Annotated in this window: 15 protein-coding genes; 9 read left to right on the top strand and 6 right to left on the bottom strand. The window is 69.5% G+C overall.

Annotated features, from left to right (window positions below; all coding sequences use genetic code 11):
- Nucleotides 1-1,641, bottom strand: a 1,641-nt coding sequence (locus ABZ532_RS27500) for an Ig-like domain-containing protein (protein ID WP_361289289.1), incomplete at its 3' end; no start/stop codon positions are given.
- Nucleotides 1,642-2,443: 802 nt separating this feature from the next.
- Here ABZ532_RS27500 and ABZ532_RS27505 point away from each other — a divergent pair.
- The 4 genes from ABZ532_RS27505 (at nt 2,444) to ABZ532_RS27520 (ending at nt 7,614) form a co-directional block, all read left to right on the top strand.
- On the top strand, nt 2,444-3,931 hold the full coding sequence (locus ABZ532_RS27505; protein ID WP_361289292.1) for an oligopeptide:H+ symporter: 1,488 nt from the start codon (nt 2,444-2,446) through the stop codon (nt 3,929-3,931).
- Between the two features lie 31 nt (nt 3,932-3,962).
- Nucleotides 3,963-4,928 carry a DUF4344 domain-containing metallopeptidase gene (locus ABZ532_RS27510; protein ID WP_361289295.1) on the top strand — a complete coding sequence of 322 codons (966 nt, stop codon included), beginning with the start codon at nt 3,963-3,965 and terminating at the stop codon, nt 4,926-4,928.
- Nucleotides 4,929-5,031: 103 nt separating this feature from the next.
- On the top strand, nt 5,032-5,772 hold the full coding sequence (locus ABZ532_RS27515; RefSeq protein WP_361289298.1) for a lysophospholipid acyltransferase family protein: 741 nt from the start codon (nt 5,032-5,034) through the stop codon (nt 5,770-5,772).
- A 345-nt stretch (nt 5,773-6,117) separates the two neighbouring features.
- The gene (locus ABZ532_RS27520; protein WP_361289301.1) at nt 6,118-7,614 is read left to right on the top strand and encodes an APC family permease; all 1,497 of its coding nucleotides are present in this window, start codon (nt 6,118-6,120) and stop codon (nt 7,612-7,614) included.
- 136 nt (nt 7,615-7,750) lie between these two features.
- On the opposite strand, the gene ABZ532_RS27525 is transcribed toward ABZ532_RS27520, so the two are convergent.
- Both ABZ532_RS27525 and ABZ532_RS27530 read right to left on the bottom strand, forming a co-directional pair.
- Nucleotides 7,751-9,250 (bottom strand): HAMP domain-containing sensor histidine kinase, encoded by a 1,500-nt coding sequence (locus tag ABZ532_RS27525; protein WP_361289304.1) that lies wholly within the window; start codon nt 9,248-9,250, stop codon nt 7,751-7,753.
- Nucleotides 9,250-10,002, bottom strand: coding sequence for a response regulator transcription factor (locus ABZ532_RS27530; protein ID WP_361289307.1), 753 nt, complete (start codon nt 10,000-10,002; stop codon nt 9,250-9,252). The genes ABZ532_RS27525 and ABZ532_RS27530 overlap by 1 nt, the downstream gene beginning before the upstream one ends.
- 175 nt (nt 10,003-10,177) lie before the next feature.
- On the opposite strand from ABZ532_RS27530, the gene ABZ532_RS27535 reads away from it, so the two are divergent.
- From ABZ532_RS27535 to ABZ532_RS27550, 4 genes are all read left to right on the top strand, one after another.
- Nucleotides 10,178-11,572 carry a ferredoxin reductase family protein gene (locus ABZ532_RS27535; RefSeq protein ID WP_361289310.1) on the top strand — a complete coding sequence of 465 codons (1,395 nt, stop codon included), beginning with the start codon at nt 10,178-10,180 and terminating at the stop codon, nt 11,570-11,572.
- A gap of 42 nt (nt 11,573-11,614) precedes the next feature.
- Nucleotides 11,615-12,076 carry an FMN-binding protein gene (locus ABZ532_RS27540; RefSeq protein WP_361289313.1) on the top strand — a complete coding sequence of 154 codons (462 nt, stop codon included), beginning with the start codon at nt 11,615-11,617 and terminating at the stop codon, nt 12,074-12,076.
- Between the two features lie 34 nt (nt 12,077-12,110).
- Nucleotides 12,111-12,872 carry an FAD:protein FMN transferase gene (locus ABZ532_RS27545; RefSeq protein ID WP_361289413.1) on the top strand — a complete coding sequence of 254 codons (762 nt, stop codon included), beginning with the start codon at nt 12,111-12,113 and terminating at the stop codon, nt 12,870-12,872.
- 73 nt (nt 12,873-12,945) lie between these two features.
- Nucleotides 12,946-13,689, top strand: coding sequence for a phosphatase PAP2 family protein (locus tag ABZ532_RS27550; protein WP_361289316.1), 744 nt, complete (start codon nt 12,946-12,948; stop codon nt 13,687-13,689).
- A gap of 156 nt (nt 13,690-13,845) precedes the next feature.
- On the opposite strand, the gene ABZ532_RS27555 is transcribed toward ABZ532_RS27550, so the two are convergent.
- Genes ABZ532_RS27555 through ABZ532_RS27565 form a run of 3 tightly spaced genes read right to left on the bottom strand, consistent with a single transcriptional unit; the run spans nt 13,846 to nt 18,565 of the window.
- Complete coding sequence (locus ABZ532_RS27555; protein ID WP_361289319.1) at nt 13,846-15,183, bottom strand: MFS transporter; 1,338 nt, start codon at nt 15,181-15,183, stop codon at nt 13,846-13,848.
- 8 nt (nt 15,184-15,191) lie between these two features.
- Complete coding sequence (locus tag ABZ532_RS27560) at nt 15,192-17,201, bottom strand: PEP/pyruvate-binding domain-containing protein (protein WP_361289322.1); 2,010 nt, start codon at nt 17,199-17,201, stop codon at nt 15,192-15,194.
- Nucleotides 17,198-18,565, bottom strand: a complete 1,368-nt coding sequence (locus tag ABZ532_RS27565; protein WP_361289325.1) for an ATP-grasp domain-containing protein — start codon at nt 18,563-18,565, stop codon at nt 17,198-17,200. Before ABZ532_RS27565 ends, ABZ532_RS27560 begins: the two co-directional genes overlap by 4 nt.
- A 266-nt stretch (nt 18,566-18,831) precedes the next feature.
- Between ABZ532_RS27565 and ABZ532_RS27570 the strand changes: the two genes are divergently transcribed.
- A complete protein-coding gene (locus ABZ532_RS27570; protein WP_361289328.1) occupies nt 18,832-20,109 on the top strand; it encodes a PAS domain S-box protein in 1,278 nt (425 codons plus the stop codon).
- Nucleotides 20,110-20,130 lie beyond the last annotated feature (21 nt).

Here is a 20,130-nt window from a genome sequence, read left to right on the forward strand (position 1 = left end):
TGAGGGTGTGCTGTCGATGGTGATGGTGATGGGGTCACCGTCGGTGGTGTTGCCTGCGGCGTCTCGCGCGGTGGGGAGGATGGTGTGTTGGCCGTCCGCGAGGGCGGTTGTCGGGGTGCAGGTCCATTCGCCGTTGGCGTCGACGGTTGCGGTGCAGATGGTGGTGCCGGACTCGGTCAGCGTGACGGTTTCCCCGGCGCCGCCTGTGCCGGCGAAAGCGGGTGTGCTGTTCGTGAGCGTCGTTCCGTCTGCGGGACTGGTGATGACCGGCTTTGTGGGGGGCACGGTGTCGATGGTGATGGTGATGGGGTCGCCTTCGGTGGTGTTGCCTGCGGCGTCTCGCGTGGTGGGGAGGATGGTGTGTTGGCCGTCTGCGAGGGCGGTTGTCGGGGTGCAGGTCCACTGGCCGTTGGCGTCGACGGTTGCGGTGCAGATGGTGGTGCCGGACTCGGTCAGCGTGACGGTGTCCTCGGCGCCGCCCGTGCCCGCGAAAGCAGGCGTGCTGTCAGCCAGGACGCTGCCGTCGGACGGACTGGTGATGGCCGGGGTGGTGGGCAGATCGCGGACGATGATGGGAGCGGTGTCGATTGCCGGAGTCACCCCTTCGGTCGTGGTCGTCGCGTTCACATCGATCGTGTACGTGCCGGGAGTGGCCGCAACCCTGCTGTCGAAGTGGAGCGTGATGCTAGCTCCGCCGCCTACCGCAAAGGGGCCCGACCAGGTCAGTGTCTGACCGGAAATGACCGGGTCATTCGTCGTAGCTCCGGTTGTCGTCCCGGTTTGGTAGGAGAAGCCCGATGGAAGGGATACCTCGATGGTGCTGATGTCCGCGCTGAAGTTGTTGGGATTTTCGATCTCGACGGTGTAGCCGTTGATGGCGCTGGGCGGTGATTCCGGCTCGTCCGCTGATGCGGTCGCCGCTAGCGGCACGGTACCCGTGGGGGAGAGGGCTGTCGTCCACTCGAAGGTGGCATTTTCGCTGCTCGGGAGGTTCACCGGCCAACTGAGCCCCACACCGTTGTCGATGAGCTGGCCGCAGCGGCAGGTGTTCGGCAGCGGCTGCCCGGCCGTAGCCAGGTCGTATCCCTCGAAGTAGTAGCCTTCGATGTACGAGTTGCCACCTGTGCGTGGCAGTAGGGCCTCAATACGGCTGCCAGGATCCGGCGACGTGCTGCAAGCCGCGCCGGAGCCGATGACCCGACCATACCCGGCGTCGCTGTCTCCCAAGTAGCAGTCCCCTACGGTGTAGATGTAGCCGACTTGCTGGATTCCCGAGTTGTTCTGGACGGCAACGCTCGTGTCGTAGCTTTCCTCTCCCACCACATAGGTGTCGGTCTGGGTGAGAGTTACGCCTGAGCCAGCTCCGACAACGGTCACCAGACGGTACGGATCTGCTGCGGTGCCTGTGCCCGTGGGTCCTGTTTGGCTCACCGCTGTGTAGGGGGTGCTGAGGAATCCGTACGAGGTCCCGTTCAGGGCGATCATCGTTCCGCAACTGTCGCCGCCGTACCAGGCGGGGTTGGTGTCGTCACGATGCTTGACGAAACACTGCAGTTGCGAATTGGTGTCGATACGCGTCAGCGGACCACTTGAGTCGATGGGCGCTGCTTGTGCGGTGGAAATCTGCGGAACCAGAAACAAGAGGATGGTAAAGATGAGTACATGACAAACTCTTGACCAATTCGCAGGCCTCTGTGAGGCAATCGGGAGATTGGTATGTCTGGGGGAATGCACTGCACTTCCTCTCCGTCGAGTGGTTGACTCATCGTTATACGGTGAAGGGGCAGTGATTGCGGTCCTGTATAACGAGCCGCAGCGGTTGTTGTCTACATTCCCCTGATTCGCTCTAAAGAGGAAAAATAGGGTAGTAAGTAGACCTTACCCCAGGGCTCATCGGCGACTGGCTTCCCCGTCGGGTTTGACGGGTGCGTTCCAATTTCACGGTTCGCCGGCCACTGCGCCTCATCTCGTTTCGGACCTGGCGCAGGAGTCGGTTTTGTTTCGACGCATCAGATGAACGGCGCGCGCCTTGTCAAGTCGGCTTCGGAACACGTACCCGGAGTCCCTTCCGCATCGAGTCGGCGCGACAGGCTGAGATGGATGTCGTGGACCGGCGCCGGCACCACGACCTGGAGCGAACCGGGCACGGACGGAGTGCTGTCCATCACCCGGGACCCCGGTTCCCAGTGCCTGGTCAACTTGTCCACGCCCCCATTCCGTTGCCTGAACACGAACGGGTACTGCTGTCCAGCATCCTCATCCGGGACGGATTCCTGCCGCACGACGCCACGGCGTGGCTCGCGGACCGATGACGGCGTTCCCGGTGCCCCGACTCTGTGCGCCGGTCAGGGGACCGAGCGCGGGTCCGGGGCCCGGAACGCCCTTCCCGGCCTGAGCCGCGGTCAGAATGCCGGACAGAGCAACCGGCGGACGGGGAGGGAGAATGACCGACACATCCGAGGCGGCCCCGTCGCCCGGTCGTACCTTCTTCGGGCATCCGCGTGGCCTGTCCACCCTCTTCCTGACCGAGATGTGGGAGCGGTTCAGCTACTACGGCATGCGCGCCCTGCTCGCCGTCTATCTCGCCGCACCGGTGAGCGAGGGCGGCCTCGGTTTCCCGGAGAACACGGCCATCGCGATCTTCAGCGTCTATCTCTCGATGGTCTATCTGCTGACGCTCCCCGGTGGCTGGGTATCCGACCGCTTCCTCGGCCCGCGGAAGTCGGTGACCATCGCCTGCGTCATCATCATGGTTGGCCACTTCCTCCTTGCCGTGCCCACCGAGGGATTCTTCTTCGCCGGACTCCTCTTCGTCGCCATCGGCTCCGGCCTCGTCAAGGCGAACATCTCCACCATGGTGGGCCACCTCTACGTGGGCGCACTGGAATGGCGCCGTGACAGCGCCTTCACCATCTTCTACATGGGCATCAACCTCGGTGCCTTCTTCGCCCCGCTGGTCATCGGCACCATCGGTCAGAAGGTCGGCTACCACCTCGGGTTCGCGGTCGCCGGCGTCGGCATGGCCATCGGCCTGGTGCAGTACCTCGTCGGACTCCCCTCGCTGAGTCCGCACAGCGATGTCGTCCCGGCGCCCATGGACGCGGAACACCGGGCCGCCCTGGTGAAGAAGGGGCTGTTGTGGCTGCTGGCGCCCGTCGTCTTCTACCTCGTGGTCGGGCTGTCAGGCCACTACACGATCGACTGGGTGGTCGTGCCACTGACGGTCATCGGCCTGGTGTTCCCCGCATGGACGCTGATCCGAATCCGCAGGGACCCGGAACTGACTCCCCCGGAGCGGCAGCGGATGACGGCGTACGTATGGCTGTTCGTCGCCGCGGCGATCTTCTGGATGATCTACGACCAGGGCGGCTCGACGCTCAACATCTTCGCGGACCGCGACACCGACACCGAGTTCGCCGGGATCGACTTCCCGTCCAGCTGGTTCCAGTCGCTGAATCCCCTGTTCATCATGGCCCTGGGCCCGGTCTTCGCCTGGCTCTGGCAGTGGCTCGCGAGACGCCACAAAGAACCCTCCACACCGGCCAAGTTCGCCGTGGGGCTCATCCTGGTCGGACTTTCCTTCGCCGTCTTCCTCCCGGCGTTGACGGCGGCCGCGGACGGCAGCCTCGTTTCCCCGATGTGGCTGGTCGCCATCTACCTGGTGCAGACGGTCGGTGAACTGTGCGTGTCACCCGTCGGCCTGTCCGTCACCACCAAGCTCGCACCGGAGAAGTACGGCAGCCAGATGATGGGCGTGTGGTTCCTCGCGGTGACCGCGGGCGACTGTGTCACCTCGCTCGCCTCGCTTGCCGGCGCCGACCTGAACGGCCGCCCGTTCGTCGTCGCGGAGGTCGTCGTGGCGGTGCTGGTCGGCGCGCTCATCCTGCTTTTCCGCAAGAGGATCAGCCGCATGTTCGTAGGACACCACTGAAGGAATTCGACACGGAGGAGAGCTGACCAGAGTGCTGAACAGCGGTGGGTGCCCGGCCAGGACCAGAGGCGCCTTCGCGGCCGCACTGCTGCTCGCCGGATTGGCGGTCACCGCGTGCGGCGGTGAGGGCGAGGCCGACACGGGCGGCAAGGTCACGGTGGTCTACGACGATTCCGCGAGCCCGCCGAAGGACCGGCAGGCGGTAGCCGTGATCCGGAAATCACGCGTGCTCGAGCAGGTCGCCGACTGGGTGAGCACCGCGGTCGCCCTCCCGCATGACCTGGCCGTGAAAGTCACCGGCCAGGTCCCGCCGGGGGTCACGGACGCGGTCACCCAGCCCGACGGCAGGACGATCTACGTCCCGCCGCAGTTCCTGCGGCAGATCCAGGAGGTCCTGGGCAACGTGGTGAAGACCGTCAAGCGTCCAGCGCTCCTCCCCGAAGCCGACTACAACGCCGACGACCTGACCGCCCAGTCGACCCAGTTCGTCTTCGGCCACGAGATGGGCCATGCCCTGCAACGCCAGCTCCTGCTCGCGAACCTCGGCCTCGAGGAAGACGCCGCGGACGGGTTCGCGTCCTTCTACACCGTCAACGAGGTGGGACCGGGCCCGTCGCTGGCAGCCGCGCTGCTCTTCGACGAGCTCGCCCGCGATGAGGGCGCACTGACCCTGGAAGGGCTCTCGAGCGACCATCCCGTCACACAGCAACGCGTCTTCCACTTCCTCTGCTACCTCGAGGGGAGCGACCCCGGGAAGTACCACGGTCCGCTCGTCGGCACCGGATACCTGCCGAAGACCCGTGCCCCGTTGTGCCCGCAGGCGTGGGCGATGCTGGACTACGGCTGGTGGACCCAGCTCGCGCCGCACTTCAGCAGGGCGTTCAAGGACGAGGGCGACGAGGAGCAGCGGGACGCACAGGCGCATCTGATCGCAGAGACCAAAGCCTTCGCGGAGCAACTCGACAAGCTCCGCACCGGGCAGGCACAGGCCGAATAGCGAGCCCGCTTCGAGCCCCGGAGAAGATGAGTACGACTACTCACGCCCGGCAGCGCCCGGCCACCGACGATGAAGTCACCATCGTCCGGACCGGAGATCGCCCGTGCTCAGCAGCATCGCCAACGTTCTGGTGCCCGCTTTCGGCCGCCTGTCGGTGACGTCCGATTCCGGCGTCGCAGTCGCCCCGGGCAGCATTGTCGCCGCGAACCACACCTCGCTCGCCGACCCCGCCGTCGTGCTCGCCGCCCTGCACCGTCTCGGAACCGAACCGGTCGTCATGGCGACCGCGGGCCTGTGGCGTGTCCCCGGGCTCGGCCGCGCGCTGATCCGTGAAGGACACATCCCGGTGCACCGGGGCGACCGTCGGGCCGCCGCCTCGCTCGCCCTGGCCGTACAGGCCGTCGAGCGGGGGCGGTGCCTCCTCATCTACGCCGAAGGCGGCCTGCCGCACCGGAAGGACGCCGCAGAGGCGGCTCCAGGCGACTTCCGCAGTGGTCTGGCCAGGCTCGCCGAGCTCACCGGCGCACCGGTCGTGCCGGTGGGCCAGGCCGGCGCCCGCAGGATCACCTCAGGCAGCCTGCTGAAGCAGCTAGCCGGTCTGGCGACGGCCCCCGTCCGCCGGCCGGACCTGCACGTCCACGTCGGCGCGCCGCTCACGCTGACCGGTAGTCGAGCCGCCTGTACTTCTCAGGCCCGCGCCGCGGTAACCACTGCCTGGCGCACGGCAGCCGCGCACCTTGGCGAGTGTGCCGCGCTCGCCGCCTGGCCCTCGGCGCCTGCGGGGACCAGGCCCTCATCCGGTGAGACCCGCACCGTGGACTCCCCGCCTTCGTGTGCGGGCTGACGGTCGACGCACGCCCGGCCCAAGATCGTGGGGAAGGGCCCCGGTCCGTGGACGGCGGATTTCGACGCGCCCACCGGCGAGGGACTTCTGGGGTCGGTCAGCAGCCACGGAGAAGGCCTGAGCAACAGCGGGACGGTATACGGACCGGTGCCCGGTGCCGCGGCCAGGAGAACGCGCGACCAGCGCAGCGCGGCTGACGATGAACCATGGGCGCATACAGGCGGTCCGGTACCGTCGATCATCAATACCTCATAACCCGCCATCAGTGCCAAAGAGGCGCGAATCAGCCTCAGGGCAGCAGAAGACGTCGCACGGGCGAAGACTTGATGAAGCTGAAGAGGGTCCATGGTCGTACGGAGGAAAGCGTCCGACACCGCACAGCCGCTGATGCGGTTCGCCGGGGCGGTTGCGGTGTCGATCGCCATGATCGCGCCGACCATGGCGGTGGCGCTCAACGGGGTTGGCGCCGCGCAGACGGTCGGCAGGGCCGTGCCGATCGCCTTTCTGCTCGCCACCGTGGGCGTGGGGCTGGTCGGATATGCTTTCGTTGCTCTGTCTCGCCTCGTTCATCATGCGGGCTCCGCCTATGCCTTCACGGGCATCACGCTCGGCCCCCGCGCCGGGTTCATCAGCGGGTGGGCCCTCCTCGGGGCGTATCTGATGTACGCGGCCGGTGTACTGGGCGCTTTCGGGTTCCTCATCGGCCGCCTCGTCCAGCAATGGGGAGGGGAGACACCCTGGTGGGCCGCGGCGCTGTGCGCCGCGGTGGTGTCATTTCTGATCGTCCGGCGACGGGTGGGCCACGTGGCCCGCGTGCTCCTGGGAGCGGAAGCCCTGTCGGTCGGACTGATCATCGTGCTGATCGGGGCCGTGTTCGTCAGGCTTGCGACCGGCACGGCACCTGCCGGACTATCGATCAACGCAGAGCCGTTCTCCCTGCCGCCCCACGTATCGGCCCATCAGGTCGCACTCGCATCGGTGTTCGGCTTCCTCTCCTTCGCCGGTTTCGAAGGTGCGGCTGCACTGGGCGAAGAGACCGCCGACCCGCGGCGCAACATCGGCCGTGCCATTCGTTGGTCGGTCCTGATCGCGGGAGCGCTCTTCGTCGTCGCCATGACGGCGCAGATTCTGGGATTCGGTGCCGACGAGGCGGGGGTCGCCGCATTCATCCGCTCCGGCAGTCCTCTGAATGTGCTGGCCGACCGTTATCTAGGTTCTCCCATGGGAGACATCCTCATCGCCGGTGCGGTCGTCAGCGCCTTCGGCTGCGCATCGGCCATGATCACGGCGGCATCCCGGCTGCTCTTCGCATTCTGCCGGGAAGGGCTGGGGCCGGCCCCACTCGCGCGCTGGTCAGCAGGCGGGGTACCGGGACCGGCTCTGACGGCCACCACGGCGGCGGCATGTGTGGCGGTGGGGTGCTACGCCGCCGCTGATGTCTCCGGCGAGGACATGTACTTCGCCCTCGGCGCCATGGGCACCCTGTGCCTGCTCGTCTCCTACGCACTGGTCAATGCCGGTGCCCTGCGATGGCTGTGGGCCGGCGGGCCACGCACCCCGCGCGCTGCCTTGGGAGTGTTGCCGATCGCGGCGCTCTGCGTTGTTGGCTTCGCCCTCCTCAGCAGTGTGTGGCCAGTGGCCGGATCCCCTGAGTTCTTCGTTCCCTGTGCGGCGGCAGCGTGGCTCGCGTTCGGTCTGATCGCCGTCGTACTCCGGCCCGGCCAGGTCACTGCTTCGGGCGTCCGTCTCCTGCGTCGACAACAGCCGATTCGAGCTTGGCAGGATACCGGCGGCCCCACCGGACAACCCCCCAACCGGCAAGGAGAGGGCTCAGAGGAATAACCCCGACCCCTTCGCAGCCCAGCTCCGCCGGCACCGGCCTGCCCGACCCGGGCAGGCCGGTGCCGGCAGCCCTCTTCGTACAACACCACTGAGCCTTCGACTGCGGCCCAGGCACGGGCACCCCCGGCAGGGATCCTCAGACCGCCGCGGCTTCGGGTTCGTCCAGCCCGTCCCCGCGGCGCCTCGGCAACACCACCCGGAACACGGTGCGGCCCGGGCGGCTGGTGAGCTCCACGCGGCCCCCGTGCGCCAGGGTCACCGCGTGGGCGATGGCGAGCCCCAGCCCGGTGCCGCCGGTGCTCCGTGAGCGGCCGTCGCCGCCGGAGCGTACGAAACGCTCGAAGATCTCCGTCCGTAGTTCCTGGGGCACACCGGGGCCGTCGTCCGCCACCAGGAACTCCACCTCGTCCCCGGCGCCTTCACCGACGCCGAGCCGGACCGCGACCTCGGTGCCGGCCGGGGTGTGGGTGCGGGCGTTGGCGAGGAGATTGGTCAGCACCTGCTGCAACCTCCGCTCATCACCGCGTACCACCACGGGTTCCTCCGGAAGGTCCAGCACCCAGCGGTGGCGCGGTCCTGCGGCCTGGGCGTCGCTCATCGCGTCCAGCACCAGCCGGGTCAGGTCCACCGACTCGTCCGCGAGCGGCCGGCCTGCGTCCAGCCTGGCGAGCAGCAGCAGGTCGTCGACCAGCTCGCCCATCCTGGCCGCCTCGCACCGCACCCGGTCGAGCGAGTGGCGCACCTTCTCGGGCACCGGCTCCGGATGCCGCAGGGCGAGCTCCGCGTGCCCGCGGATCGAGGCGACGGGAGTACGCAGCTCGTGACTGGCATCGGCCGCGAACCTCCGCAGCCGTTCCTCACTCGCGTGCCTGCGGGCCAGGGACTCCTCGACGTGCCGGAGCATCCGGTTGAACGCGTCACCGACCCGGCCCACCTCGGTACGCGGATCGGTGTCGGGAACCTTCGGCGGCATGGCGACCTCACCTCCCGCGAGCGGCAGCTGGGCGACACGGGAGGCCGTGGCAGCCACTCGGTGCAGGGGGCGCAGAGAGAGCCGCACCCATGCGGCGCCGGCGAACCCGGTGAGCAGCAGGGCCGCACCGAAGACGATCGCCTCCACGAGCCGGAGCTGGTCAACGGTGTCCTGGACGGGCTCCACTGGCAGCCCTGTGATCAGCACGTCTCCCGCAGGCCCGGGCACACCGATCACCCGGTACTCCCGCAGCGCGGACAGCTGGATCGTGCGCCCCTTGCCGTCGCCGGGCACGGCCACCAGCGCACGCCGGTCGGCCGCGGTGAGGGACACCTGGCTCTCGGTCTGGTCGCCGACCACGGCTGCCTGGGTCACGGTCCCGCGCAGTACGCAGGCGCCGAAGGTGCCGGTGGCCTGCCCCCGGGTGTCCGGCCCGACGCCGTCGCCGCGCAGTTTCCGCGCGGGGTCGAGGCTCGCGGGGAAGTGATTGCCCACGGCCGAGAGCTGCTGGTCCAGCCGCCGGACGAGGAACCCCTCAAGAGCCGTGGTGGTCGCGAGCCCCACAGCGGCGCAGCAGAGCGCGAGCAGGATGACCAGACCGACCGTGAGCCTGGCTCGGAGGCTGCGGACCGGCAGCGCCGCGAGGGGGCGGCGTGCGGGCATCAGGAAGACTCCTGTTTGAGCACATAACCGACACCGCGCACCGTGTGAATCAGCGGGCTGTGACCGGCGTCGACCTTCTTGCGCAGATAGCTGATGTAGAGCTCGACCACATGCGCCTTGCCGCCGAAGTCGTAGCTCCACACATGATCGAGGATCTGCGCCTTGCTCAGCACCCGCCGGGGATTGCGCATCAGGAAGCGCAGCAGCTCGAACTCGGTCCGCGTCAGTTCCACCGGACGACCCGCGCGCGTCACCTCGCGGACCTCCTCGTCCAGCAGCAGATCGCCGATGGCCAGCAAGGTCGTCTCGTCCGTCGCGCGGGTCATCCCGGCCCGCCGCAGCAGGCCCCGCACCCGGGCCAGCACCTCTTCGAGGCTGAAGGGCTTGGTCACATAGTCGTCCCCGCCGGCGGTGATCCCCGCGATACGGTCCTCGACGGCGTCACGCGCCGTAAGGAAGAGCACACACACATCCGGCGCATGGGCCCTCAGCCGCCGGAGCACGTCGAGACCTCCGATGTCCGGCAGCATCACGTCCAGCACCACGGCGTCAGGGCCGAAGTCCCGGGCCGCGACGACAGCCTCCTCGCCCGTGACCGCCGTGCGCACCTCCCACCCCTCGTAGCGCAGTGCATCGGAGAGGATGCCCGCCAGATCAGGCTCGTCGTCCACGACGAGCACGCGCACGGGCGAGCCATCGGGGCGGCGCAGACCGGCCGACGTCGGGTACGGGGTGTTGTGCGGACTACTCATGGCCCCGGCAGTATCACCGGCCTTCTTCTGAATTTCCTATGAGTCCGCGCTGTGGACACCTTTCGGCAGCCGTTTCAGAGGAAACGCAGAGATTCCGCTGCCACGGTGTGCCGCACCCCGGCCTTGCACAGCGCATGGCCGGGGCTGGGACGACCGTCCGCCGAGAGGAGCCCCCGTGGCCACCGTCCAGCATGCCCACGCCAACCGCGGCCACCGTGACAACGGCCCGCATCCTTCCCCGCACGCGCCGCCCAGGCCTTGGCGCCCCTGGCGTTCCCCGGCAGCATGGCTCCTGCTCCTCATCCACGCAGGAGCCGCGGCCGTACTCGGTCTGTGGTGGGGCAACACGGAGAGGGTGGCGGGTGCGGGCGGCTGGCTGACCAACGCGGGCCGGATCACGGGGCTGCTTGCCGGATATGGCTGTGCGGTGCTGCTCGCCCTGATGGCGCGGGTGCCGGTGGTCGACCGGACCGTCGGCAGCGACCGGCTGGCCCGCTGGCACGCGATGGGCGGGCGCTACACCGTCTCGCTGGTGATCGCCCACACGATGTTCATCGTCTGGGGGTATGCGGTCACGTCGGGGACGGGTGTCATCGACCAGACCGTCACGCTGGTGTTCGACTACGACGACATGCTCATGGCCACGATCGGCATGCTGCTGTTCGTGCTGGTGGGGGTGGTGTCGGCGCGGGCCGCCCGGCGCCGTGTGTCCTACGAGACCTGGTACTACCTGCACTTCTTCACCTACCTCGCGGTGTTCCTCGCCTTCTTCCACCAACTGGCCTACGGCGCCGACTTCCTTGCCGGCCCGGTGGCGCGAACGCTCTGGTACGGGCTGTATATCGGGGTGGCGGGGCTGCTGGTGTGGTACCGGTTCCTCACTCCTGCCCGGCGCGTGCTGCGGCACCGGCTGCGGGTGGCGGAGGTGCACCGGGAGGCGCCGGGGGTGGTGTCGGTCTACATCACCGGCCGACACCTGGGCGAGCTCGGCGCCCGGCCCGGCCAGTTCTTCCGGTGGCGGTTCCTGACCCCGGGAATGTGGTGGACGGCCAATCCGTACTCGCTTTCCGCACCTGCGGACGAGCGATATCTGCGGATCACGGTGAAGGCGTCCGGCGGCCACAGCACCGCACTGGCCCACATCAGCCCGGGGACCCGGGTGTGGGCGGAAGGCCCCTACGGCGCGTTCACCGCCGCCCGGCAGTCCAGCTCCAAGGTCCTGCTGCTCGCCGGCGGCGTAGGGATCACCCCGCTGCGGGCCCTGTTCGAAACGTTGCCCGGCTCGGTGACGCTCGTGTACTACGCGCGCGGCGTCCAGGACCTGGCACTGCGGTTCGAGCTCGACGAGATCGCGGCGATGCGGGGCGCGGCCGTGCATTACGCCGTGGACGGCCCGGAGGGGCCGGCCATCCCGTTGACGGGTGAGGCCCTCGGCGGACTCGTCGCCGATCTGCCCGCGCACGACGTGTATCTGTGCGGCCCGCCCGGGATGACCGCCGCCGCCAGGACGGCACTGCGCGAGGCCGGTGTCCCCGGGCAGCGTGTCCACCACGAGACCTTCGCCTTCTGAGCTCCGGCCGCGGAGACCACCACACACCACGAGGAGAGTCCCATGATCCGACCTGTTGCGGTAACCGCCGCGACCGCCGCGGGCATCGTCCTGCTGCTGTCCCTCAAGCCGCACGACGACCCGTCGACGACTGCCACCAGCCCCCCTTCGGCATCCACACCCACACCCACCCCCACAACCGGGACCTCACCCTCCGGCAGTGCCACAGCCGCACCCGAAGGCACCGGAGGCGCGGCGGTGTCGGGCACCTTCGAGGGAGCCACCGTCCAGACCCAGCAGGGCCCCGTCCAGGTGAGCGTGACCCTGGCCGGCGGGGAGATCACCGACATTGAGACGCTCCAGGGTGTTCACGACCAGGGTCCGAGTGCGACGGCCGTGCCGGTGCTCACCGAGCGGGCCATCGCCGCGCAGAGCGCCGACATCGACGCCGTCTCCGGCGCCACGTACACCAGCCAGGGCTATGTCTCCTCGCTCCAGAGCGCACTGGACCAGGCCGGTGTCTGAGCTTGCGGTGCGGCTGCGCCATGTCGAGCGGGTGATGGGCACGGTGTTCTCGTTCGACGTCCGGGGCGGACCGGCGCCCGAGGCCGGCCAGGCGCTCGCGGGTGCGGTCGAGTGGCTGCACCGCGTGGATGCGGTGTTCTCCACCTACCGCCGGGACAGCCAGATCAGCCGCCTCGACCGCGGAGAGACCACACTGTCCGACTGCGACCCCGAAGTCCGCGAGGTCCTGGAGTTGTGCGGAGAGGCAGCGCGCACCACGGGGGGCTGGTTCACCGCGTATCCGGGCGGACGTCTCGACCCCTCCGCGATGGTCAAGGGCTGGGCGGTGGAGCGGGCCTCGCAGCTGCTGTACGAGGCGGGCGCACGCGACCACATGGTCAACGGCGGCGGCGACATCCAGTGCCGGGGAGAGTCCGCCCCGGGCCGCCGCTGGCGTATCGGCATCGCCCACCCCTTCCGTCCTGATGGTCTCGCCGCCGTGGTCGACGGCACCGACCTGGCCGTGGCGACCTCGGGCACCGCCGAACGCGGCCATCACATCGTCAACCCCAACACCGGGGCACCCGCGGCCGAGCTCGCCTCCCTCACCCTGGTGGGACGGCACCTCACCGAGGTCGACGCCCTGGCGACGGCCGCGTTCGCGATGGGGGACGCGGCCCGCGCCTTTGCCGGAGCACAGGACGGCGTCGAGGCCTACGCCGTGACGGCCGCAGGCCGCGCCTGGTGGACCTCCGGCTTCACGGCCCACTGCCCCGGCCTCCGCCTGGAAGCCTGGGTGCGGGCTCCGTCGGCATAGCGGCCGCGGTTTGCCGAACACGCCGTCGCGCGGTGCCCGCGTTCGCGTGAGGCCCACTGGGATGATCAGCCGCATGAGAAAAGGCCACGGGGCGAGGAACCACCTCGCCGACGCGCGGCGCGGCCTCCTGGTCTCCGGCGTCTCCCTGTCTCTCTTCGTCATCCTCACCTCACTCGTCGTCTTCCGGGCGCGTGACGGAATCCAGACCCTTGACTCCGCGTGGCTGTCCTTCATGACCGCGATCGAGAACCCGGTCTTCACGGCTGCGGGGGACGCGATCGGCCACGCGGTCGATCCGGCCCTCGTCCTCGGCGCCACCGTGGTGCTGGTGATCGCTCTCCTCGTGATGCGACGCGGGCGTGACGCGGCCCTCCTTGCGGTCGCCACCGTCATCGGCTTCGTCTCCGTCTACTGGATCCAGCACGCCGTCGGCCGACCCGGGCCGCCCCATCCGCTCGATCCCACCACCCACGTGGGCGCGTCCGTGTCAGACGGGTTCGAGCGCTGGCTGCGCCAACTGGGAACGTATCCGTCGGGGCACGTCGGCTGTAACACGGTCTTCTGGCTGACCTTGGCCTTCATCTTCACGGCCCCCCTCACACGCGCCCGGCGCGGGGCTCTCACAGCTGTCGCGCTGTTCATCGCCCTGGTGGCCCTGACGCGCACGTACATGCACGACCACTGGCTGACCGACACCGTGGGAGGCGCACTGCTCGGAGTCGGCATCGCCGTCGGCACGGCCGCTCTCCTCGACCTGACGGGGGATCACGGCCGACGGCCGCTGCCCCCTGTGGAGGTCGTGGAGAGGATGTCCTGAGGTTCCCGCCCATGACGGATGCTCACCCGCTCTCCACTTCCTCCGAGCCCGCAGCAGGGCATCCCGCGCCTCCCGCGCGGAACGCGCGTCCACGACCGGAGACGAAGGCCCCGAGGCCGTGTGCGACGCCCCTCGCCGGGTTGCCTCCGACGGGTGTCACGGCGCCGGGGCCGCGTTCTCGTCAGCCGGGACGGGCGCCGGGTTGTGCAACGGCCGACCCGCTTCGGCGGCCTTACCGTCAGCGGGCTCCATGGCCGCCGCCCTGCGGCGCAGCATCAGGTGAATCACCACCATCAGTACGCATGTCACCGCAGCGCTCTGCCACAGCAGCGCGTCCAACCGGCCGGCCGCCAGATAGGCGCCCACGGCGACGGCCGCCAGAGCGCAGACGCCGCGGTCCACGATGCTCTCCACCGACAGCAGGGTGGCGCGGGGGGCGGCCTTGGGGATGGCGTCGTTGACCAGGCTGCGCTGGAGCGGATAGACGAAGCCCGTGATGGCCGCGAACACACAGAGCAGGACGACGGCGGACCACGGACCCCCGGCGGCGACACCCACGAGGGTCAGGGCGAGGGCCACACTCAGCACCGACACCCACGCCGCGGGCGACAGACGGCGGCTCAGCCACTGCGGGCGCGCCGAGGCCACGGCTTCGGCGACCGTCATCGCCGCGAGCACACTGCCGTGGGAGCCTTCGGCGATGCCGTGGTCCAGCAGCACGGGCTGGAACAGATTGACCTGGCAGATCCTCGACAGAGTGAAGACGGCCACCCCCTGCACCATGACCAGCATCAGCCAGGGCGACGCCGCCAGACAGCGCAGCGCCGTGCCCGCGTCGCGCAGGAACGCGGTGCGCTGTCCCTTCCCCGCCTGCCGCCGCTCACGGGTCCCGGGCGGTGCGAGCCGGGGCAGCGCAAGGGCGCAGCCGAGCGAACCGGCGGCACTCGCGGCGCTCAGCACGTAGGGGGTCTGCGGCGCCAGCACCATCAGCGGCCCGACGAGTGGCCAGCAGACGACCTTGGCGGCGAGACCGAGGGCACGGGCCGTGCCCTCCGCCCTGACGTAGTGCGCCCCCGAACCCTCCGCGTGGAGCCCGTCGTAGAGGTACGCGCTGGCCGCCCCCGAGGTCAGGGACCGGCCGGCGGCGATGGCGAGGAAGTGGACCAGGAAACCGCCGTACGACGGGGCGAGTACGGGAGTCAGGTTCGCCGCCGTCATCACGACGGCCCCCGCTCGCAGGCAGTTGCGGGCGCCGATGCGGTCGGCGATGACGCCGGTGGGGATCTCGAAGAGGCAGAAGGCGATGTAGTAGATGCTCTGGATACCGAAGATCTGTCCGTCCGACAGACCGGCGTCACGCTGGTAGGCGTAGAAGACGGGCATCCACCAGAGCAGGTTGAACAGCAGCTGGAAGCCGTTGTTGAGCCGGATGATCCGCCGGGCGGCGGGACTCGCGACCGGACCGGACGAGCGGAAGGGCCATCGGGACGGCATACGGCGCATCACCGTGCGTACGGCCTGATCTGGACCAGGTGAAACGTTCCCTCCGCGCTCAGCAACCACTCGATGTCCAGCGCGTCGTCCGGATCGTCCTCGCTGAAGTGGGACTGGAGCAGACGGCCCGTCAGGGCCAGCTCCGCGAGGACCTCCCGGGTCGCCGCCGGGAGGTCCTCGCCGGCGGTCCCGACGGCGACCGTCCGCCCGCCGCCCTCGACGGTGTTGTAGAGGTACTGCTGCGGCAGGACCGTGCCGTCGACCACCTGCTCCGGCGACCCCGGGGTGCAGTTGAGGTAGACGTTGCGGAAGTCCTCACGCCGTGTCGGATTGCACGTCACCAGCACCCCGCCGAGATCGGCGGACACGTACTCCTGGACGATCACCCCCATGTACGTGTCGTCGAGCGAGATGCCGACCTGGTGCCGCAGCCGCACACTGCGCGGCGAGACCAGAGAGGCCCACACCTGCCGGACCGCGTCCAGGAGTTCCTCCGCTCCGCGCACGGTGGTCACGGAGTCGTAGATCCCGGCGGCGGAGAAGCCCGGAAGGTCTTCGGCGTTCGACGAGGAGCGGACCACCAGCCGGCTCCCGGACTCGAGCGCGGCGGGTACGGCCCCGGTGATCTGCCGGGCGACATCGTCCGGCACCGGTGTGTGGCGCACCAGGTGCTGGAGGTGCAGGCACAGCGGGTCGACGACGTCGAACGCCTCCAGCTCCAGAGCCATCTTCAGCTTGCCGATGCCCTGCTGCACTGCGGGGGAGGACGCGAGGAAGGCCTGGTGGAAGGAGAACGGCAGCGCCACACCCTCGGGTGCGCGGACCGTACGCGCCACCCGCTCGGCCGCGGCCAGGCGCAGCCGTGCAGGGTCCGCACCCCGCGTGCCGAGGCGGGCCGCCAGATGGGCGAACAGGTCGCTGCGCGGTGGGCGCGGACGGGCGTAGAACACGGTCAGGTCGGTGGTGCGGCTGTCCAGGACATGGTGCAGCTCTCCGAGGTTCGCCGCCTTGGTGCCGTAGCAGTCCCGGTCGGTGCTCCGCAGCCGGTGCAGCGCGAGCACCGGTGCCTCGTCCAGCAGCGGGGACCCGAGCCGTATGCGCTGCTGGTGCCAGATGGGCTGCTCCAGGACGGGTTTCGACGCCAGGGGAGCCAGGACGATGCCCTCCTCCTGGACGCGGTAGTGCACCCATGCCCCGTCCAGCTTCTCCCTGCCGACGAGTTCGTCGAGATCGCGCACGATGGCGTTGGGTATGCCCCAGCCCGAGGCCAGCACATTGGTGTGTGACAGCGGTGTGATGGGAGCGGTGTTGATGAACCCCGCCACCCGGGGCACATCGTCGGGCAGGCACCGCATGGCGACGATGTCCGACCAGCCGAGATCCGCCGCGGCAGCCTCGTACTCCCGCGCGGTGCGGAAGTAGCGCAGCCGGCCGCGTGCCTCACCGGGATTGAGGCAGGTACGGGTGCGGTTCCCGAAGAGCTCATGGCTGAGGATCCGGGGCACCCGCACGTCGCTGACCGAGGCCAGAGCATGCTCCTGTCCGTGGTTGGCGGGCTTCAGCAGCAACGGGAGCCGCCCGTCCACCCGCCCGCGCACGAATGCGTAGAACTCCTCCAGCAGGGCACCGCTCATGGTGTCCGCCTCGGTCGTCTCCAGGACGAGGAAGGGGCGTTCGCGGCCCTCGGCGTCCTCGTCGCTGTGGAGGGACAGCACCCCCAGCAGGAACCGGCGCTCGGGATCCATGTACACCGACGCGTTGAACCCGTCCAGATCGGCGTCGAGCTCGGCCAGACTCATCCCGAGCACACGCGTCGCGATGTAGTTGACGTGGAACGGGTGCACGCGGGTGTCCAGGATGTGCCAGGTGTCCCTGGCGCGGTCCACGACGACCTTCAGATACGGATGACCCGCCAGCACCCCGGACAGGGTGCGGAACAGCGGCAGGGACAGATTGGCGCCGACCACGGTGCCGTCACCCGTGACGGGTGCGCCCGCCTCGCCCAGCGCGGTGGTCATACGACCGCCCCCTCTGCGGCGGGCAGCAGCTCCGGCAGCGCGTCGACGAGCGCGCCGAAGTCGTGGACGACCGTCTGCGGATCGTCCGCGGACAGCAGACACAGTGCCGCCATCGTGTTCGCCCCGGCAGCCGGGTCGTAGACCGGCACCGTCGCACCGTCGGGAAGAGAACTCTCGGAGACGACGGACAGCCGGCTGCCGCCACTCAGCGGAGCGGAACGCACCACCGTGGGCGAGTCCCACACATGCCGGCGCTCCCACGGTTCGCCGTCGCCGCCCACGGCGAGTACCACGAGGGAACCGGCCGCTCCCTCGGCGTCCTCCGGCCGCAAGGCGCCCACGGGCCAGGCGACCGGCCGGCCGAGAAGCTGGTCGGTGAACATCCCTACCAGGTCGAGGCCGAAGACCTCCTCGATCTGCGGCACCGTCATCGCCCCGCCGAACCGCGCGGCGGTCTCGATCACCCACATGCGTCCGCCGGAGCCCAGTTTGATCTCGGTGTGGGTGCCGCAGTTCTCGAGCCCGAGCGTCTCCACGGCACGCCTGGCGAGCTCCACGACCCGTTCCTGCGCATCCGCTTCGAGCGCGGCGGGGGTGATCCCGGCGCGCTCGGTGAACGGCGCGACGGTCGGCATCCGGCCGCTCAGGCAGACCGGCCGGAACACACCGTCGACGACCACGCCCTCGACGCTGACGTAGTCTCCCCAGCCTGAGCCGTCGAACCACTCCTCGGCACAACCGGTGACGATCTCCTCGACGATGAAGTCCGCACCCGCCCCCGCGACGTGCAGCTCCGCATAGCCGAGCCGTGCCGAATCGGCCATGACGGCGCGCGAACGCTCCCACGACGAATCGAGCTCCGCAACCGACCGGATGATCTGGTGCGCCGTGGAACCCGCACTCCAAGCGGCCTTGAGCAGCAGCGGGAAAGACAGTTCCCCGGCTGCGCGCCGCAGGTCGCCCGCCGAACCGACGGCACGGAATCGGGGCTGGGGAATGCCGTGCCGCTCCCAGACACCGCGCATCAGCCGCTTGTCCCGGGCCAGCGCGGCGCTCTCCCCGGCGCCGGGGAGACCGAGCCTCCGGGAAGCCTCGGCGACCGCGACCACCGCGTACTCGGAGAAGGTGACCACGGCGTCCGCACCGACCTCGCCCGCCCGTTGGGCGATGAGGTCCACGAGGTCCCCGCGCTGCCCGGCGTCGGGCACCACCACCGATGCGCACAGCCGGCCCGTCTCCGCCGCGACGGCCGGGGGCAGTTCGCTGAGTGCCAGCAGGTGCACCGCAGACCTCGCGGCCACCCGCGTCAGGGCGTGGCCAAGCGGCGGCCCGCCCTTGGCATGTACGTACAGCACCTTGCTCACGAACACCCAACTCCTCTAGTAGCGCGGACTGGTTCCTGGCCCTCTCTTCCAGCGAAACATCCGCAGACCGGTCGACCGGCCGTACCGGGTACCGGCACATCAGGCAAATGCCAAAGCAGCCAAGGTGATTGAGGGGCCGGAAAGAGACAGCGATGAGGTACGGGCACACCAGGGCGACGGCCACGCTCGGCATGATGAAAGGCTTACGGGATACGCATGAGGTGTCACTCAAGGTGATGTGGTGGCGGAATTGAAGGAGTTGGGTCGTGGACGAGACCGATTTCAAGGCGCTCCTGGCACACCTGCCGGTCTTCTGGTGGGAGGCTGACAGCGACCTGAGAGTGGTCGACAGCGGCGGCGGCGCCTTCGACGACCAGGACACCACCCAGCGCTTCCTGGACGCCCTGGCCGCCGGCCCGGGCGACCTGCCCCGGCCTCCCGGCAAGGACCCTCTGCAGACCCACTTCGACGGCAGGGCCTTCGACGTGACATGGCTCGCAGGGCCGATCGGTGCCCACCACCACAGCAGGGGGGTGGCAGTCGCGACGCGCGAAGGAGCCGACCCGTTCGCCTCGTTCGCCGACCTCACGCCCGCGGCCGCGTTCGTCCGCGATGCGGCGGGCCGCTACCTATGGACCAACCACGCCTACGCCCATCTCTACGGCACGACACGCGACAAGCTGGTCGGCAGACACCTCACCGATGTCGACGCGCCCGACGACGCCGTACGGTTCCTCGCCCTCGACCACGACGTCCTGTCCGGCAACACCCCGGTGCGCCACACGCTCACCTACCGGCGGCCCGACGGGACCTCCGCGCACGCCGCGGGCTACCGCTTCCCGGTCCGCTGGGGAGCACGCCGCTGCGTGGCGGGCATCTACGTCGACATCACGGACTACACCCACGCACTCGACCAGCGCCGCCAGGCGGAGGACGACCTGCGTGCCCTGCGCGACCACAGCGGGCTGCCCTGCCTGCGGATATCCGCCGACGGCCTCGTCACAGAAGCCAGCACCGCCGTCTCGGAGCTGTTACGCGTCCGTCTCTCCGACCTGGTCGGCAGGCCCGCCGGCGCCCTGCTCGCCGACACGCCCGAACGTGCCGTGCTGCTCGAGATCTGGAACGACCTCGTCGACGGGCGGCGCAGGAGCGCCGAGACATCCGCCGTGCTCCTCGACCACGAACACGGCCGGCGCCGGGCGCGGCTGCACCTCACCACGACCGGCCGCACCGCGGGCCGCGCGACGAGCGTGTGGACCGTCGTCACACAGGCTGGCCTGCGCCACGAGACCCACACCGCGCTCACGGCCAGTCAGATACGCATACTCGCCCTGCTCGCCGCAGGGCGCAGCAACGCGGAGATCGCCGGTTCTCTGCGTCTGTCCCGGCAGACCGTCGACTACCACCTCAGCCGGCTTCGTGAAATCCTGGACGCCGCGACCCGCCCCGCCCTCGTCGCCCGCGCGTACGTCCTCGGCATCCTCTCCCCGCACACCTGGCCACCGCGGTCGGCCACGGCCACCCATCCGCGGAGCCCTGCCTGATTACGGTGCGAGGCCACCGCG

The organism is Streptomyces sp. NPDC019396 (assembly GCF_040632375.1).
Classification (GTDB): domain Bacteria; phylum Actinomycetota; class Actinomycetes; order Streptomycetales; family Streptomycetaceae; genus Streptomyces.

What these genes read in the sequence shown, in the direction of transcription:
- ABZ532_RS27505 (WP_361289292.1), top strand. Translation starts at nt 2,444, where the DNA reads ATGACCGACACATCCGAGGCGGCCCCGTCGCCCGGTCGTACCTTCTTC.
- ABZ532_RS27520 (WP_361289301.1), top strand. Translation starts at nt 6,118, where the DNA reads ATGGTCGTACGGAGGAAAGCGTCCGACACCGCACAGCCGCTGATGCGG.
- ABZ532_RS27525 (WP_361289304.1), bottom strand. Translation starts at nt 9,250, where the DNA reads ATGCCCGCACGCCGCCCCCTCGCGGCGCTGCCGGTCCGCAGCCTCCGA.
- ABZ532_RS27530 (WP_361289307.1), bottom strand. Translation starts at nt 10,002, where the DNA reads ATGAGTAGTCCGCACAACACCCCGTACCCGACGTCGGCCGGTCTGCGC.
- ABZ532_RS27540 (WP_361289313.1), top strand. Translation starts at nt 11,615, where the DNA reads ATGATCCGACCTGTTGCGGTAACCGCCGCGACCGCCGCGGGCATCGTC.
- ABZ532_RS27545 (WP_361289413.1), top strand. Translation starts at nt 12,111, where the DNA reads ATGGGCACGGTGTTCTCGTTCGACGTCCGGGGCGGACCGGCGCCCGAG.
- ABZ532_RS27550 (WP_361289316.1), top strand. Translation starts at nt 12,946, where the DNA reads ATGAGAAAAGGCCACGGGGCGAGGAACCACCTCGCCGACGCGCGGCGC.
- ABZ532_RS27555 (WP_361289319.1), bottom strand. Translation starts at nt 15,183, where the DNA reads ATGCCGTCCCGATGGCCCTTCCGCTCGTCCGGTCCGGTCGCGAGTCCC.
- ABZ532_RS27560 (WP_361289322.1), bottom strand. Translation starts at nt 17,201, where the DNA reads ATGACCACCGCGCTGGGCGAGGCGGGCGCACCCGTCACGGGTGACGGC.